This is a genomic window from Chitinophagales bacterium, from assembly GCA_020636495.1.
Taxonomy (GTDB): Bacteria; Bacteroidota; Bacteroidia; order Chitinophagales; family Chitinophagaceae; genus UBA5543.
The window spans coordinates 2,039,453-2,055,547 of record JACJXQ010000008.1; the positions used below are offsets into that span (position 1 = coordinate 2,039,453).

At 43.6% G+C, this 16,095-nt stretch carries 12 protein-coding genes; 5 read left to right on the forward strand and 7 right to left on the reverse strand.

The window, feature by feature from the left end:
- Window positions 1–90 precede the first annotated feature (90 nt).
- Window positions 91–2,511: a T9SS type A sorting domain-containing protein gene (locus tag H6550_08920; protein ID MCB9046248.1), complete on the forward strand. Its 2,421-nt coding sequence runs from the start codon at window positions 91–93 to the stop codon at window positions 2,509–2,511.
- A 298-nt stretch (window positions 2,512–2,809) separates the two neighbouring features.
- On the opposite strand, the gene H6550_08925 is transcribed toward H6550_08920, so the two are convergent.
- On the reverse strand, window positions 2,810–3,796 hold the full coding sequence (locus H6550_08925) for a T9SS type A sorting domain-containing protein (protein ID MCB9046249.1): 987 nt from the start codon (window positions 3,794–3,796) through the stop codon (window positions 2,810–2,812).
- A 427-nt stretch (window positions 3,797–4,223) separates the two neighbouring features.
- Entirely contained in the window at window positions 4,224–5,552 is a 1,329-nt protein-coding gene (locus tag H6550_08930; GenBank protein ID MCB9046250.1) for a saccharopine dehydrogenase NADP-binding domain-containing protein, read from the reverse strand.
- A 110-nt stretch (window positions 5,553–5,662) separates the two neighbouring features.
- Between H6550_08930 and H6550_08935 the strand changes: the two genes are divergently transcribed.
- Window positions 5,663–6,091, forward strand: a complete 429-nt coding sequence (locus H6550_08935) for a hotdog fold thioesterase (protein ID MCB9046251.1) — start codon at window positions 5,663–5,665, stop codon at window positions 6,089–6,091.
- On the opposite strand, the gene H6550_08940 is transcribed toward H6550_08935, so the two are convergent.
- Complete coding sequence (locus tag H6550_08940) at window positions 6,088–7,641, reverse strand: hypothetical protein (protein MCB9046252.1); 1,554 nt, start codon at window positions 7,639–7,641, stop codon at window positions 6,088–6,090. The two genes, H6550_08935 and H6550_08940, sit on opposite strands and share 4 nt — an antisense overlap.
- Before the next feature lie 78 nt (window positions 7,642–7,719).
- Window positions 7,720–8,304, reverse strand: coding sequence for a matrixin family metalloprotease (locus H6550_08945; protein ID MCB9046253.1), 585 nt, complete (start codon window positions 8,302–8,304; stop codon window positions 7,720–7,722).
- Between the two features lie 257 nt (window positions 8,305–8,561).
- On the opposite strand from H6550_08945, the gene gyrA reads away from it, so the two are divergent.
- From gyrA to H6550_08960, 3 genes are all read left to right on the forward strand, one after another.
- The gene (gyrA, locus tag H6550_08950; GenBank protein MCB9046254.1) at window positions 8,562–11,144 is read left to right on the forward strand and encodes a DNA gyrase subunit A; all 2,583 of its coding nucleotides are present in this window, start codon (window positions 8,562–8,564) and stop codon (window positions 11,142–11,144) included.
- 87 nt (window positions 11,145–11,231) lie between these two features.
- Window positions 11,232–12,497, forward strand: coding sequence for a tetratricopeptide repeat protein (locus H6550_08955; protein MCB9046255.1), 1,266 nt, complete (start codon window positions 11,232–11,234; stop codon window positions 12,495–12,497).
- Window positions 12,498–12,669: 172 nt separating this feature from the next.
- The gene (locus H6550_08960; protein ID MCB9046256.1) at window positions 12,670–13,650 is read left to right on the forward strand and encodes an acyl-CoA desaturase; all 981 of its coding nucleotides are present in this window, start codon (window positions 12,670–12,672) and stop codon (window positions 13,648–13,650) included.
- A 70-nt stretch (window positions 13,651–13,720) separates the two neighbouring features.
- Here the strand turns inward: H6550_08960 and H6550_08965 are convergent, their stop codons facing one another.
- The 3 genes from H6550_08965 to H6550_08975 all read right to left on the reverse strand — a co-directional run bounded on the left by H6550_08965 (window position 13,721) and on the right by H6550_08975 (window position 16,066).
- On the reverse strand, window positions 13,721–13,930 hold the full coding sequence (locus tag H6550_08965; GenBank protein ID MCB9046257.1) for a hypothetical protein: 210 nt from the start codon (window positions 13,928–13,930) through the stop codon (window positions 13,721–13,723).
- 232 nt (window positions 13,931–14,162) lie between these two features.
- Window positions 14,163–15,164: a fatty acid desaturase gene (locus H6550_08970; protein MCB9046258.1), complete on the reverse strand. Its 1,002-nt coding sequence runs from the start codon at window positions 15,162–15,164 to the stop codon at window positions 14,163–14,165.
- Window positions 15,165–15,193: 29 nt separating this feature from the next.
- The gene (locus tag H6550_08975; GenBank protein MCB9046259.1) at window positions 15,194–16,066 is read right to left on the reverse strand and encodes a lysophospholipid acyltransferase family protein; all 873 of its coding nucleotides are present in this window, start codon (window positions 16,064–16,066) and stop codon (window positions 15,194–15,196) included.
- Window positions 16,067–16,095: the final 29 nt, after the last annotated feature.

Below are 16,095 nucleotides of genomic sequence, written 5' to 3' on the forward strand. Positions count from 1 at the left end.
ATGCGCCTTTTTTGTAAAAAAATAGGGTGTTTTCACCCTATTTTAATTTAGCTGAAAGTTTATATATTTACTTATAAAACTATAGTCACTATGTATCTATCCCATTTGTATACCAAACCTCAATCTCCATTATGCCATGCGGGGAAATACTCATTACTCGCGCTTAGTTTAGTTGCTTTATTCTGCTCAGTAGGTGTGGGTACATATGCACAAAACATGCTGCTTGTGCCACAAAAGTCTGGTGCGGCCTTGATAGGTAATACTATTGTAACGGTTTCATGCTCCGGAAATTCTATTATTAACCCTGTACCGACTTGTGGAGGGATAGGTATTAATCCGATAGGTAGCGCTGGCGATTCTGAATATTTGTACCAGTATTCAATACCTACTAAGCATGTGCGTTTTATATTTAACGTTACAGATGCAGGAGAGGAAATTAGCTTCAAAGTGAATAATTCAACATATAGTTTGTCTCAAGGTAATTTGTCTCCATATCCAGGTACTTGTAATTGTCCTTATTATGCAACATTGGTCAATGGGAAAATATTTTATCCCAACGGAAGTGTATCACCTGATTGTGCACAAGTAGATATATACTATCCCGGTATCAATTCTGTAACTGTTCACCACAACAGGATGGGTGCGGGAGCACATTTCAGTTCTTATTTTGAAGAAGATACGACTACATTTATCAAACAACCTTTTACAGATACTGCGTTATGCCCGGGGCAAACCATTCCTTTAGTTTATAATACCAATTTCCGTTTTCAGAACAACAATACTTTTACCGCACAACTAAGTAACAGCAGCGGCAGTTTTGCCAGCCCTGTGAATATAGGCAGCCGTGCAGATACTACAGGTGATACGATATGGTGCACCATGCCTGTGAATACTACTCCCGCAAACGGCTACAGGATGCGTATTGTGAGCAGTAATCCTGCAGATACCTCGCTGGACAACCAGGTGGATATACGTGTTAAAGCTGCTCCCCAAGGTGTGAGCAACAGCAGCAATAGCCCTGTGTGTACAACAGATACCCTGATGCTGAACGGCAGCAGCACCAGCACGGGTGTAAGCTGGGCATGGATGGGGCCGAACAGCTTTACCTCTTCGGCAGAAGATACGGTAATAGCCAATACAGCTATGAGTGATGCTGGTAATTATATACTTACCGCTACGCTCAACAGTACCGGCTGTAGTCTGAGGGATACCACTACTGTAACGGTGCACCAGACACCTGCCAAGCCTACAGCGGGTAGCAACAGCCCGGTGTGTGAGAACAAGACCTTAACATTATCGACGAGTACCACAACCAATGGGGTAAGCTATGCATGGACGGGCCCAGGCTATAGTTCAACAACCCAAAACCCAACAGTGACCACGAACGCTGCGAGTACCCATGCGGGAAGTTATATCAGTACGGTAACCATCAATGGTTGCAGCAACCGTGACACGGTAACAGTGACCGTACTACCCAAACCAGCGAAGCCAACGGCGGCAGCGCCCAACAGTCCGCTATGCGCCCACCAGGACCTGCAACTGACGGCTACTACCATCAATGGCGCTAACTACACATGGTACGGTCCGGCAGGGTATTATGAATATACCCAAAACCCAACCCGCAACTACATGCAGCTGAACTATGCAGGAGCCTACTATGTATTCGCCAACCTGAATGGTTGTATATCAGATACCGACAGTGTGGTGGTAGTAGTCAATACCGACCCGAATGTGAATATTTACCCCACACCCGGCACTACCATTTGTGACGGGCAACAAGCAATTTTTACGGCCATACCTACCAATGGTGGCAGTGTGGGTTATGATTGGAGAGTCAACGGAGCCAGCAAGGGAGTGACAACAGCCAGCTATACCACCACAAGCTTAAAGAACGGTGATGAAGTGACCTGCCTGATGGTGAGCATAGGTACTTGTGCAACTACCTTTACCGATACAAGTAATGCGATAAAAATGGTGGTGCAGGACCTGAAAACACCGGGCGTAACTATAACAGCAGATGCGGGACCATCTTTATTCCCTAACGAGCCGATCAATTTTACAGCAGACCCGAAAGATGCGGGAACTAATCCGAAATACCAGTGGAAACGCAACGGCCAGGATGTAGGCGGTGCCACAGGCAAGACATGGGGCGCTAACGCGAACTTCCTCACCAATGGCGACAATATCTGTGTACTCATTACCAGCGACTATGCCTGTCCGAGCCCGGATACGGCACTGAGCAACTGCATCAAACTGGAGATAAGGCTGGGCGTAGAGGATATTGTCCGTGACAATAATATCCGTATTTATCCAAATCCGACGAGTGGTACTATTACGGTTACATCCTCTGCCATCATAGAGGAACTCACCCTGACCGACCTGTTAGGAAAACAGGTGCTGAACCAGGCAGGCGGTAGCAAAACAGTTCATGCCGACATGAGCGGCCTTGCCGCGGGTGTGTACATCATCAAAGTAAATGGTAGTGTAGCGGGGAGGGTTATTAAGAAGTAAAAGTTTAAAAGTCAAAACCTAAAACTGTCCCGGTTTGGGCGAGCTGTGAAGAATGAACTGCGTGGCAACAGCGAAGCTCTCATTGAGGCCTTGAAAAGACATAGTGACCGAAATAATCTAATCAACTCATCAATGTTCTTCATCTGATAAGATTGCTTCGTTGCTCATTCTTCGCGCCTCGCAAACACCTGGTATTTTTTATATAGTTCCGGTTTTTGCGAGGAGGTACGACGAAGCAATCTGATTGGTACGGTGACAACACCGTACCGAAGGGAGTAATAATCATATCCTGTTTGGGCTATTCAAGTATAAGTCTTCCGGTATATGTGACTGTACCATCTGTCACTTTATACAGGTAAAGGCCATCAGGATAGCTGCTCAGGTCAACTCTCCTGTTGTAGGGCATATATTCAAGTTGCTTCCCTACCATATCATAAACCTCTATTCGGTACGATTCCGGTTTGTTTATTGCAGGAAAATTGATCCATCCGTCATGCGAAGGAACAGGGTACACATTCAACGATTCATATCCTCCGATCTCTGCAACTGATGAGCCGTAATCATCATTTTCAAACTTGATATCGTCTATGATCCATCCCGCCAGGGTATCTGCCGTAGTATCGCTCATAAACCGGAACCGCAGAAGAGCGTTTTGTTGCACGCACGATGGGCCTCCACCTGTGGTTTTCACAGGCAAACCTACCCAAAACTGGAGTCTGCTGGTTATCCAACCATTACTGTTTCCCGTAAAGGCGGGTTCTCCCGTTGCCAGCGTGTCGTTAAAACCGTAGAAATTATAAGCAACAAGCCCTTGGGCTAAACCTGATGTAGTACCGGAATAACAATCGCCTATTACATTGATCCATGTTTTTCCACTGTCTCTCGACATCTCGACAATACCACCGTCTTTTCCGGAATCCGTTTCATATTTATGGGTAAAGGTCATAATGAGGTTGACCTGACCGTATTTAGCTGTGGTCACCACAAATGAACTGTTGGCATTTACCGGGTACGGATTTACACTATCTGTCATGATGCCCTCATTGGTAAATCCGTTTACTGCAAAAAAGCTCTTGTTGGTCTTGCCTATCTGCCAGAGAGAATCATTAGCTGTATTGCCGATATAAAAGTAGTTGGTATCCTTTATTTTGACGTCTGTACCGGTAAATGTCAACATTACCGAGTCTTTGGGCAATCCGTCATATACACCGAATTGGGCATTTGAGGTATATGTAAGCATGACAAATAATGCACTGCATACAAAATGATAGTAGATTTTCTTCATAGGGTAAAAATTTAACTACATAAATGTACTACTATTAATGAGCAACAACTGTCATAGTAATGTAATGCGTGCCCGGCATTAACCCTTTTTATCATATAACTGAAAAACAACTTTTCATCTGGTTTGTTTATAATAACAAAAATACGTATATTCGTATTGTTGGGAGTCGCACTCTTATGTTCTTTGATATGATGGAAAAGCATCAATATTGTCAGATGGTTAAGTCAACTGAAAAGCATCATTTACTTAACATTACTTAACAATCCAACTTTAAGAATTCCCCTCACGTCCTTGCAAAGTATGAAGCAATTGGCGGAAGGATATTTGCGAACACCTCAAAGGGGTATAAGCAAATCGGGGTAGTTGACTTGTTGCTTATTTATAGCAGTTGAATGGAAACAAAAGGAAACAAAATATAGATGCCGGGTTAGTCTATTTCTTCCTTGAACACAATGCCATGTTCAGCAAGCTCAGCCAATACAGGTTTGTATACAGTTGGCATATTGGGTATATGTACGCCAACAGGTGGTTTTATCTTGTTGCCCAGCACCAGGCGTGCCAGTATGGCCATAGGCAGCCCGACTGTTTTGGCCATGGCTGAATATTTACTGTTATCGCCTTTGGCGGTCATCGTGCTGACAAGTGTGGTCTTTTTGTTGCCTTTGTGCAGGTATTCCACTTCGTGCCGCATGATCACCAGGTCCTTGTCATTTGGTTTCATGGCCCACTTTTGCAGTAGCACATTCAATAATATGTCTGCAGAGCTGGTGGCAGGTTGCTCAATAGGTTTGTCTTCAAAAATGCCCAGCCACGCTACCATGTTCATGGTGCTTTCGCCGGGTTCAAGGTCCATTTTTGCAGCCACCTGTTCTTTCAGGGATCGGTTCTTGTCAAAACCATTCTTGTTACATACCCAGTCGGTATAGGTTTTGGCAGTTACTGTATCATTGGGGTCGGTCAGTCCCAGCTGAACCAGTACATTCCAGCCACGCATGTAGCCAGAGTACCGGTAAGTGGCACGCATAAAGGTCTTTACATCTGGCAGGTCATATTGCTGCATATAGCTCACCGAGTCCCGGTTGGGGTAATAGACTAAAGGAGATACACCGTCTATTTTGGCGCCGCGCTTCGGGTGTGCAAAAAGCTCTTCGTAGGTAATATCCACCACTTTTCCGTTAGAAAGATATTTGGCGCCATTACTACCTGCGAGCACAACGTTCCTGGGGTTCCAGCTGAACTTATAGTGCCACGGATTGGTATCAGACTCTGAGGACACCAGTCCGCCGGCAAAGGACTTGAAAGAAGTAATAGCTCCGGCTACTTTCTGTATACCGTGTATGATCTGGTTGGCGGTCATGTGGTCAATACCCGGGTCCAGTCCCATTTCGCACATGAACATGAGGCCGGCCTCTTTTACTTTGGCATCCAGCGCCTTCATGTCTTCAGAGATATAAGAAGAAGTGATCAGGTGCTTTTTAAGAGCCAGGCAGTCTTGGGCCAAAAGTATATGCAGGGAAGGAGGTAACAGTGATATAACAATATCTGCGCGTGATACGAGTTTCGCCCTTGCAGCGTCATCAGCTATATCCATCACTACCGCTTCAGAGTTAGGGTGGTGGTTGGTTTTATCGATAATGGCTTCCATGCTGCTGTCTGCTACCAGCACACGCCAGCTCAGCCGCTGCGAATTGGTCAGCAGATAGTCAATAAGAAAAACAGATGTTTTGCCGGCTCCTACTACAAGTATTGTCTGCATATATTTGCAATCAATGAGGGTTATTTTCTCAAATGTAAATATTGTTTTATCATTTCATAACTGATAGAATAGATATATTATTGTCACATTTAAGTATTTAAAAAATGGCTATGCAGATATGGAAACAGCCGACTGCAACGTTAAATGATCTCAACTGCTTGTCAGAAGGTACAATGGCAAAAGCATTGGGCATCCTGTTTACTGAAATAGGCGACGACTACCTCGTAGCGACTATGCCGGTAAATGATAATACCCGCCAGCCATATGGCTTACTGCATGGTGGTGCCTCTGCAGCCCTTGCAGAGACTGTTGGCAGCGTTGCGGCGTCGTTATGTATTGACAAGGCAAAACAGATATGTGTGGGGCTGGACATCAACTGCAATCATGTAAGGGGTAAAAAGGATGGGGTAGTTACTGCTACCGCAACGGCAGCGCATATAGGAGCAACTACCCATGTGTGGGAGATACGTATTACTGACGAAAGGGACAAACTGGTATGTATCAGCCGCCTGACGATGGCTATACTTAAAAAGCCTTAGCGCAGCTTGACGATCCTGTATACCGGGCTGCCGAGTACTCTTTTTTCATATACTATCCTGGCATTCGGAGTTTCGGCATTCGGGTATTTGTAAGGATAGGTTCGGAAAAAGTCCAGGTAATAATCAGCGTCATTCGGATCCCACGAAAGTACGAACCTGTCATGCATGTCGCTGTTCAGAAACTGGTAGTTGAACTGTAGGGTCCAACGGTCAATAAGTATCCTGATACCGTATCTTTTGTCATGTTTGGCCACCCATTCCAGCCCCAGCTTATGCCCGGTACCCCAATAGTCCAGCTCATAGTTGTGCATCAGGTAATCTTCTTCGTGCGAAACGAAATGGTTGAAATAGACATGCTCATAGGGGTGGTTTTTTATCATGAATCTACCGATCATAAAGAACTGTAAGGCGCAAAGGCTCAACAGAAGTAGCTTCAGCTTTTTCTTCATGAGCTCACTAAGCGCCAGTACCATGAGTATCACAAACCCGGGATAAATGAAGTACATATGCCGCCAGCTGTCGTATAATATTACCTTCAGACAAATGACCACAATGATGGGCAGAAGGAAGCAGATAAATCCCAACAGGATACTACGTCTTGGGGTATTTAACCAATAAGTATCCGGGTCATCAATAAGTCGGGCTACCAACAATGCCATGCCTATGATACCCAGTATAAGAAATAACTCAGGTGTAGTAATGAAAAACCAGGTAGGGATATAACTCCACGGCAAGTTCAGAGAGTTCAGGTGCATGCCACCTAGCAGCATTTCCCCGTCCCAGGGGAATTTTGCGCCGGTTTCGTAGGCATATTTAAGTCCTTCTATAGGGTTGGCCCAAAGCGCCGGCCAGCAGGCATATAAAGCAATGCATGTACCCGCACAAACCGTAAGACCTCCGGATATTACGGGTAATATGTTTTCTTTCCTACGCAGGGAATAAAACAGGTCCAGTAAGAAGAAAAAGGCTATGGGCAGAAGGATGATAATATTCATCAGCCGTACGGTGCCGCTGTACCCGCAAACCAGGCCCAAAAGGAAAAAAGGGAGCAGCTTTCTTTTGGCAAATGCCCATTGTGCCACGGTCATGGATATGAGGAATATAGCCATAGCTGGTATATCCTTGGGATTAAAGAAAGCGTGCCCGAACAGGACAGGGTGGAATAGATATGCCGCCATGCCAAAAACAGCCAGCCAACGACTGGCAAATACCCTGAATACCCAAGTATACATAGCAATACTGCTCAACACAAAAAACAGGTATGTGATGAGGTGCCTGGTGAGAAAAATGTCCCTGAAGGACTCAATTTTGAATAGTCGTTCTACAAATATGTAAACAAACTCGAACCCCGGGCCATGTTCCCTGAGCACAAACTCTGAGTAGTTTCCTTCGTATTTGCCTCTTGCATACCGGTAAGCGGCAAAACCAATATCTCTCTGACTGGGTTCATCAATAGACATCCCGAAATCCTGGTATATCTCAAACCCTGTGTATAAAGCAATGAATAAGATAACGATAGCAGGCCAGTGGGTTCGCAGTATTTTCAGCATTTTCTCTGAGATATTGATAATGGTAAAGGGTAAAATAACAATTATAATGCCATAGGAAAAAATCAGTTGCGCAAATATCTATTCGCCTATTTGCAATGAACATTTTCTACATAGCTCCGATGAGGCATTGTCTATAGTACTGATTTTCTCTACAGCATCAGTCATAAGGCACTTTTTGTCAGAGCAATGTTTTAACCCAAGGTTATGTCCAATTTCATGCAATATTATCTTTATAATTCTTTCTTCATATTGTCTCCCGTCCGGGTGTTTGATCCGTTTTGTTGAAATAACTGCACTGTTGCCGGGGCAGGTGGCCAAACCGAATATCCCCCATATTTTATATTTGTACTCAGGTTTTCTGATCTTACCTGACCGGTCTCTTTTTGAGGTATAGATATCGGCACTGGTAATGCCTACTATCAATGCATTAGAGTCTGATTTGAGTTCTTTGAGATACTTCAAAACACGTGGGGCATCATAACGTCTACCTTTTTCGTAATTAAGAAGATCATTCGGTAACAATAACTCAGGGTTAATAATCGACCTGAACCCATAAACCACCCTTATTTTACTACTTAATAGCTGTGGCTTTACTGATCTGTCATATTCAAATGGTTGTAATTCAATAAAATGTGTTTCACGAAAGTTTCTGGAAAAGCGCATCCCCGCATAAGGGTCATTACATGATGAAAGTAGAGATACAGAGGCACAGATACAGGTAAAAAACAAGAGAAATACAACCTCGTAGCTGATAGCGAAAGGTATTGTCGGTATGCAATTCCCAATCCGGGATGTTTTCTTTTCATACATATATGTAAAACTATTAGTTATTCATGTTAAAATGCACATATGTGTATAGTTTTTCGTCCATTAATAAGGCGTTTTTAGCTATATTTGCATATTGCACTTTAAGTTAAATTATGGACGAAAACAATCAGGACCTGACTGCTCAGGATGGCGCTGATGACGCAAACAAAATTATCCAGGTAAACATAGAGGAACAAATGAAAACTGCTTACATAGACTATTCTATGTCAGTTATCGTTGGACGTGCCTTGCCCGACGTAAGAGACGGGTTGAAACCTGTACATCGTCGTGTGTTATATGCTATGCACGAGTTGGGTGTAAATTATAATAAACCACATAAAAAATCTGCCCGTATCGTGGGTGAGGTACTGGGTAAGTACCACCCGCACGGCGATACTTCGGTGTATGACGCTATGGTGCGTATGGCGCAGCCATGGAGCATGCGCTATACTTTAGTGGACGGGCAAGGTAACTATGGTTCGCAGGATGGTGACGGACCGGCTGCCATGCGTTATACTGAGGCCAGGCTGCAACGTCTTGCAGAAAGCATGATGGAGGACCTGGATAAGGATACGGTAGACTTTACGCTTAACTTCGACGACTCGTTGCAGGAGCCAAGCGTAATGCCAACACGCATTCCGCAATTATTGTTGAACGGTTCTTCGGGTATTGCTGTTGGTATGGCTACTAATATGATGCCACACAACCTGTCTGAAGTGATAGATGGTTGTATCGCTTATATTGACAATAATGAAATTAGCATAGATGAGTTGATGACCCATATCAAAGCTCCTGATTTTCCGACAGGGGGTATCATTTATGGTATTGAAGGCATAAAACAAGGTATGCACACCGGCCGTGGAAGGGTAGTGCTGAGGGGAAAGGTAAATGTTGAGACAACCAAAACAGGTAAAGAACAGATAATAATATCAGAAGTTCCTTACCAGGTGAGCAGGGATGCGCTGGCCGAGAAGATAGGTAACCTGGTGAACAACAAAATAGTAGAGGGTATTACCCACGTTGCCAACGAATCTAATAAAGAAGGAACACGTATAGTTGTAGAGTTGCGCAGGGATGCTGTAGCACAGGTTGTTATCAACAACCTGTATAAATTCAGTGAACTACAGACATCCTATGGTATCAACAATGTAGCGCTGGTAAATGGCCGCCCAAGGACTTTGAATGTAAAGGACCTGGTGTCTGAGTTCATAAAATTCCGTCACGAGGTGGTGGTACGCCGTACACAGTACGAATTGCGTGAAGCTGAAAAACGTGCGCATATATTGGAAGGTTACCTGATAGCACTTGACAACCTGGATGCTGTTATTGCATTGATACGTAACTCTGCCAGTCCTGATATAGCTAAAACAGGATTGATGGAGCAGTTCGAGATGACGGAAATCCAGGCGAAAGCCGTTCTTGAATTAAGGCTGCAGCGTCTTACCGGCATGGAACGTGAAAAGATACGTGAAGAGCATGCTGAATTAATGAAACTGATCGCTCACCTGAAAGAGGTGCTGGCGAATGAAGGCATGCGTTTCCAGATCATTAAAGACGAGTTGCTGGAAGTGCAAAAGAAATTTGGTGATGAGCGTAAATCAGAAATTCAATACCTGGCCAATGAAATGAGTATTGAAGATCTGATAGAAGAGGAAGATGTAGTGATCACTGTTTCTCACCTGGGGTATATCAAGCGTACATCTGCTGCAGAATATCGTGCACAACGAAGAGGAGGCAGAGGCGCACGCGGTGGCAGCACCAGGGAAGAAGATTATATAGAGCACCTGTTCATTGCTTCTACGCATGATACCCTAATGTTCTTTACAGAAAAAGGACGTTGCTACTGGCTGAAGGTATACGAAATACCCGAAGTAGACCGTAATGCCAAAGGCCGTGCTATACAAAACCTGATACAGATACCACCTGATGATAAGATACGTACAGTAATTGACGTTCGTAAACTGGATGATAAGGAGTCTATCGAAGGTAAATATATCATGCTCTGCACAAAGAAAGGTATCATCAAAAAGACCAAACTGGAAGATTTCAGCCGCCCGCGTCAAAGTGGTGTTAACGCTATTACGATCCAGGAGGGAGATGAACTGCTGGACGTAGCGATAACCGACGGTGATAACTATATTATGATGGCAATTGCATCGGGCAGGGCTATCTGTTTTGAAGAAAGCAAAGTAAGGTCAACCGGCCGCGGGGCAATAGGTGTTTCCGGTATTGACCTGGATGATGAGAATGACCGTGTGGTAGGTATGATATGCCTGGCTAAAAATGATGACAGCAAACAAGTGTTGGTTGTTTCTGAGAAAGGCCTTGGTAAACGTACTCCATTTGCAGGCATTAACGAAGAGACCGGTGAATGGGAAACTACTTACAGGATCACCAACCGTGGTGGTAAGGGGGTAAAGACCATCAACATCACAGAAAAGACAGGAGGGCTGGTAGGTTTGCTGGCTGTAGATGAAAAAGATGACTTGATGATCACCTGCAAATCCGGACTAACCATCCGGATGAATGTAGAACACATTCGTGAAGCAGGACGTGCTACGCAAGGAGTTAAGCTCATAAATATTGACGAAGGTGATCAAATAGCAGCCATTGCCAGGATACAAGAGCAGGAAGAGGATGAAGATGGCGATGAGGCGGAAGCAGGAGCAGAGGAAACAACTGAAAGTCAGGACTAAGTAAACAATTGAAAGTTAAAAGGTATTATCCTTGGGGTTTAATACCTTCGTATATTCAAAGATTCGAATACGCATAAAATAATATAAATGAAAAATACATTATTGGTATTGGCTGCTGCTCTGAGTGTAACAGCAGGCTATGCCCAAAAGAAAAATATCCAGTCCGCAAGTAATAGCCTGAAGTACAAAGAATACAAAGAAGCTATGGAGTATATTGAAGAGGCTGTAAAGGATCCTTCTACTAAAGATGATCCTAAAGCATGGCTGGTGCGTGGTTCCATATATCTTTCTATGGACCAGGATCCGGGTTATACTGATAAAGGATACTACAAAGAAGCAATAACTTCTTATAAGAAAGTTGTTGAGCTGAAGCCTAATTACGAAACAGATGCTGTAAACAATGGTTTGATGTATGGCGCTTATAAATGTTATAATACTGCAGTTATGAGCTACAATGCTAAAAAATGGGATGATGCCTATAATGACGCAAAACAAACCGTTGAAATACATGACATGGATGGCGGTAAGCGTTTCAGTAACAAGGGATTTGATACTGTAGCTTCTGGTGCATTGGTCATTCAGGCATACAGCGCGTTTTATAGTGGACAAGTTGACAAGGCATTGCCTGTACTTGAAGCACTTAAAAGTAACCCGATAGAAGGTAACAATGCCAATACCTACCTGATCATTGCAGATGCATACAAAAAGAAAGGCGACCAGGCAAAAGAACTGGCAACATTGGAAGAAGCAAAGGCAAAATTTCCGAATAATACTAATATCAGGAATGAGGAACTGAATTACTACATCCGTACCAAACAGCAAGATAAGCTGATAGCCAAACTGCAGGAAGCCGTTACATCAGAACCGGAGAATGCTGTTTACCAATACAACCTGGCCAATGCTTATACAAATATGGCTTTTCCTAAAAAGAGTGACGGCTCATCGGATACACAGCCCGGAGATTATAAGGACCTGGTAATGAAAGCTGAAAAAGGTTTTGAAAAAGCTATTTCATTAGATCCCGATAATGTTGGTTACCATTATGATATGGGCGTATTATTCTTCAACCAGGCATCGCAGGTGACAGAGCAAATGAACCTGATCACCGGTACCACTCCTGAAGATGATAAGAAATACAATGATCTGAAAGCAATCAGGGATGGGTTGTTTGAAAAAGCATTCCCACACCTGGAGAAAGTGTATACAACTTACGAACCTAAGTTGAGCAGCCTGGACAATGATAACAAAAATATGTACATGTCTGCTATCTCTGCCATGCGTGAAATATATGCCCGCCAGAACAAACTGGATAAAGCGGCTGAATTGAAAAAGAAATTTGAAGAGGCCAACTAGTGGTCTCTTCTATCATATTTATAAATTAAAACAAACAATTTTGGCAGAGATCAAGAAGCTGGACCTCGTAAAATTTGCACCCCGTAACGGTGAAGGTTTTTACGATACCTGCAAAAAGAAAATAGATGCTTATTTTAAAGAGCATAACATAGACCCGCATGCCAATGCGGCAATGGTTACTAAGACAATACTTATCCTCCTGATGTACCTGGTACCGACGGCAGTAATGATATCGGGAATATTCAATGCCAATGCAATTGCGTTCTTAAGCATGTGGGTATTGATGGGTATTGGTATGGTTGGTGTTGGTTGCTCTATCATGCACGATTCTAACCATGGTTCTTATTCAAAGAACAAAACGCTGAATAAAATATTGGGTAAAGTAATTGTACTGGTGGGTGGTTATCATGTTACCTGGAAGATACAGCATAACATATTGCATCATACCTATACCAATATCGAAGGATTGGACCACGATATTGACGCGGGAATATTCCTGCGTTTTTCGCCCAATTCCAAGTGGTATGCTATGCACAAATTTCAGCACCTGTATGCGTGGTTCCTGTATGGTTTACTAACGCTACAATGGGCGACAATTAAAGACTTCCGCCAGGTGTATGAATATCACAAGCTGGACCTGTTGAAGAAGGAGAAGAAGACGTTAAAGTCTGCTTTGCTGGAAGTGGCTGTATACAAAATATTGTACTATGCGCTGATCGTGTTCGTGCCAATTTTTGTAATGGGTGCTCCATGGCACCTGGTGCTGATCGGTTTTGTATTGATGCACTTTGTTGCGGGCCTCTCTCTTTCCGCCATATTCCAACTGGCACACGTGATGGAAGAGTGTGATTTCCCAAACCCTGACGACCACAGGAAAATGCAGAATAACTGGGCTGTACACCAACTGCATACTACAGCTAACTTCTCAGCAAAAAGCAGGATCATGTCATGGTTCATAGGTGGACTGAACAGGCAAATAGAACATCACCTGTTCCCGCACATATGCCATATACACTATAAGAAGATAGCGCCAATAGTTAAGCAAACAGCACTGGAATATAACCTGCCGTATTATGAGCAGAAGACCTTTGTTACTGCTTTGATGGATCATACGCGTATGCTCCGTAAAATGGGTAAGAACAAAGCTGCTTAGTTCATGTTTTGAATAATATTTGAGCCACACCACCCGGTGTGGCTTTTTTATTCCAACAGCAGGAATAATACTACCTCCTTACAATACTATCAGTGTATATGACCCATTTCCATGTTTGTGGATATATTCTGACTGTATCATTGCCTTTTATCACGAGGTATTGCGTTGAGCCTTTTTCTTTTATTATCTGATCTCCTTTTACAGGATGCGCGCTACCCAAAGCAAAAGGGAATAAGTGATAACTGCTGTCATCAAACATAATAGGAATATCCTGTTTCATGTACTTTACAGCATAAACCAGTTGTATTGTACCAATTATCTCAGTGTCTAGTTGTTGCTGTTGGTAATGGACTGCGTTTTTGTAGTTGTCTCGCGAACAGGAAGACGTAATAAGTAGTAGTAAGAATGATAGGCATCGCATTGAACCAATATGGGGCCTTGTTGAATGATGATGTCTGATACTCGTTGTGGTTGCACAGTAGATATTCATAAAAAAATAACGACTGAAATTATCAGGCACGTACTGGAACAACTTTCCCTTTTAATTCTCTGAAACCAACCATGCGGTTCAGTTCCGGGTCCCAGACTTTCAGCCTGAAGCAGGCGATGATATCTTTGGGTCTTAGTGTAGTTGTTTTTGCTTGCTGTAGCTCGGGTATAGCCTTCATTGCTTCAGGTAGCCTGTAGAAAGGTATCCTTGAGTTAAGGTGGTGAATATGGTGGTAGCCTATATTGCCTGTGAACCATTCCATTATGGGGTTCATTACCATATAGCTGGAAGACTCAAGAGCAGCAATCTCATATTTCCAGTCTTCTTTGCAACTGAAAGCAGTGCCGGGAAAATTATGTTGTGCATAGAATAAATATGCCCCCATGGCACTGGCGATAAAGAAGGGAATGAACATGGTAAATATCCATGCCTGCCAGCCAAAGAAATGAACCACAATGTATATTAGTAAAGCATGGACTATGAGTGCAATAAGCGAATCTATATGTTTGCGCGGAGCACTGGTAAACGAATTGATACACATGCCAAAGATGAACATGGAGAAATATCCCATTATTATGGTGAGCGGGTGCCTGATAGCCAGGTATACGCGCTTTTCTCCGGGAGACATGGACAAAAACTTTTGTTTGGTAGCAATAGGGTATGACCCTATGCTGGCACTGAATAGCTTGGAGTTGTGTGCATGATGATAGTCATGTGAACGTTTCCAGATGCTGGCAGGTGCCAGAACAAAGATACCGTAAAGGGTCATGATTAGCTTTGCAGGTGCGGACCGGTGCAATATGGCATGGTGCTGAAAGTCGTGATAGATAATGAACAGACGGACCATCAACAGGCCGGAAAGGACACTGAATGCGATCTTACCAATAATATAAGGTATGAGTATTGTGCACGCAAATGAACCTATCAGCAACAATAGGGTTGATAATAATGAGAACCAGCTTTGTGCTTTGTTCTCCGACGCATATTCTTTAGTAGCTAAAATTAGCTGTTTACCTTCGAGCACGCTCAAATATACAACAGATTTATTCAGTATTAATTTCTTTTATGCTTCCAGCGCCTGTGCGACCATATCCAGAGTTCGGGGTTTTCTATGATGTCTTTTTCCAGTCTGCGGGTATGTATCTCTGTGATCTCGCCCTCCGCTGTGTCCTTAGGGTTTTCTACCAGCATCTCAACGAATATCTCATAGTGACCTCGTCTCAGTTTTCTAATGCCGCCATAAACAACGGGATAGTTGATCTTTTTTGCAATAACTTCTGTTCCCTTGAAAATAGGTGTGTCCTGGTTTAGAAAGGTCATCCAGTAAGCACCTTCAGGAGATGGGGTCTGGTCGGCAATGAATGCGGTTGCTGTGAGTTCACTCCTGTTACCCAGCATGCGCCTGAAAGTATCTTTCATGGGTATGAGTCCTGAGCCGAAACGACTGCGCATCCTATACATCAGGCCATCGAAGTGCTTATTGCTGAGTGGGTGATATATTACGTACAGGTGGTGTTTGCAGGTAAGGCTTACCGTATTGCCCGCCCATTCCCAGTTGCCAAGGTGTCCCAATACCAGTATCACGCTCTGGTTCTTTTCTGCCAGTTTGTTGAACAGTTCCAGGGATTCTTTGCTGATACCACAATGCTTCAGCATCGCTTTCGGGCTGATAGTCAGCGTTTTGAAAGTCTCCAGTGTCAGGTCGCACAGGTATTTATAATATTTTCTACCAAGCTGGTCTATCTCTTGTTCTGTTTTTCCCGGGAAGGAGTTACGCAGGTTGGTGTACACCACCTGCTTACGATACCCGAGAACATGAAACAGGATGAAATACAGGAAGTCGGACAGGATATACAGCACCCTGAAGGGTAGCAGCGAAATGAGGTAAAAAAACGGTAAAGCCAGGTAGTATGATATTGCCGACAATTGTATCTGTTTTATTAGAAGCAAAGATA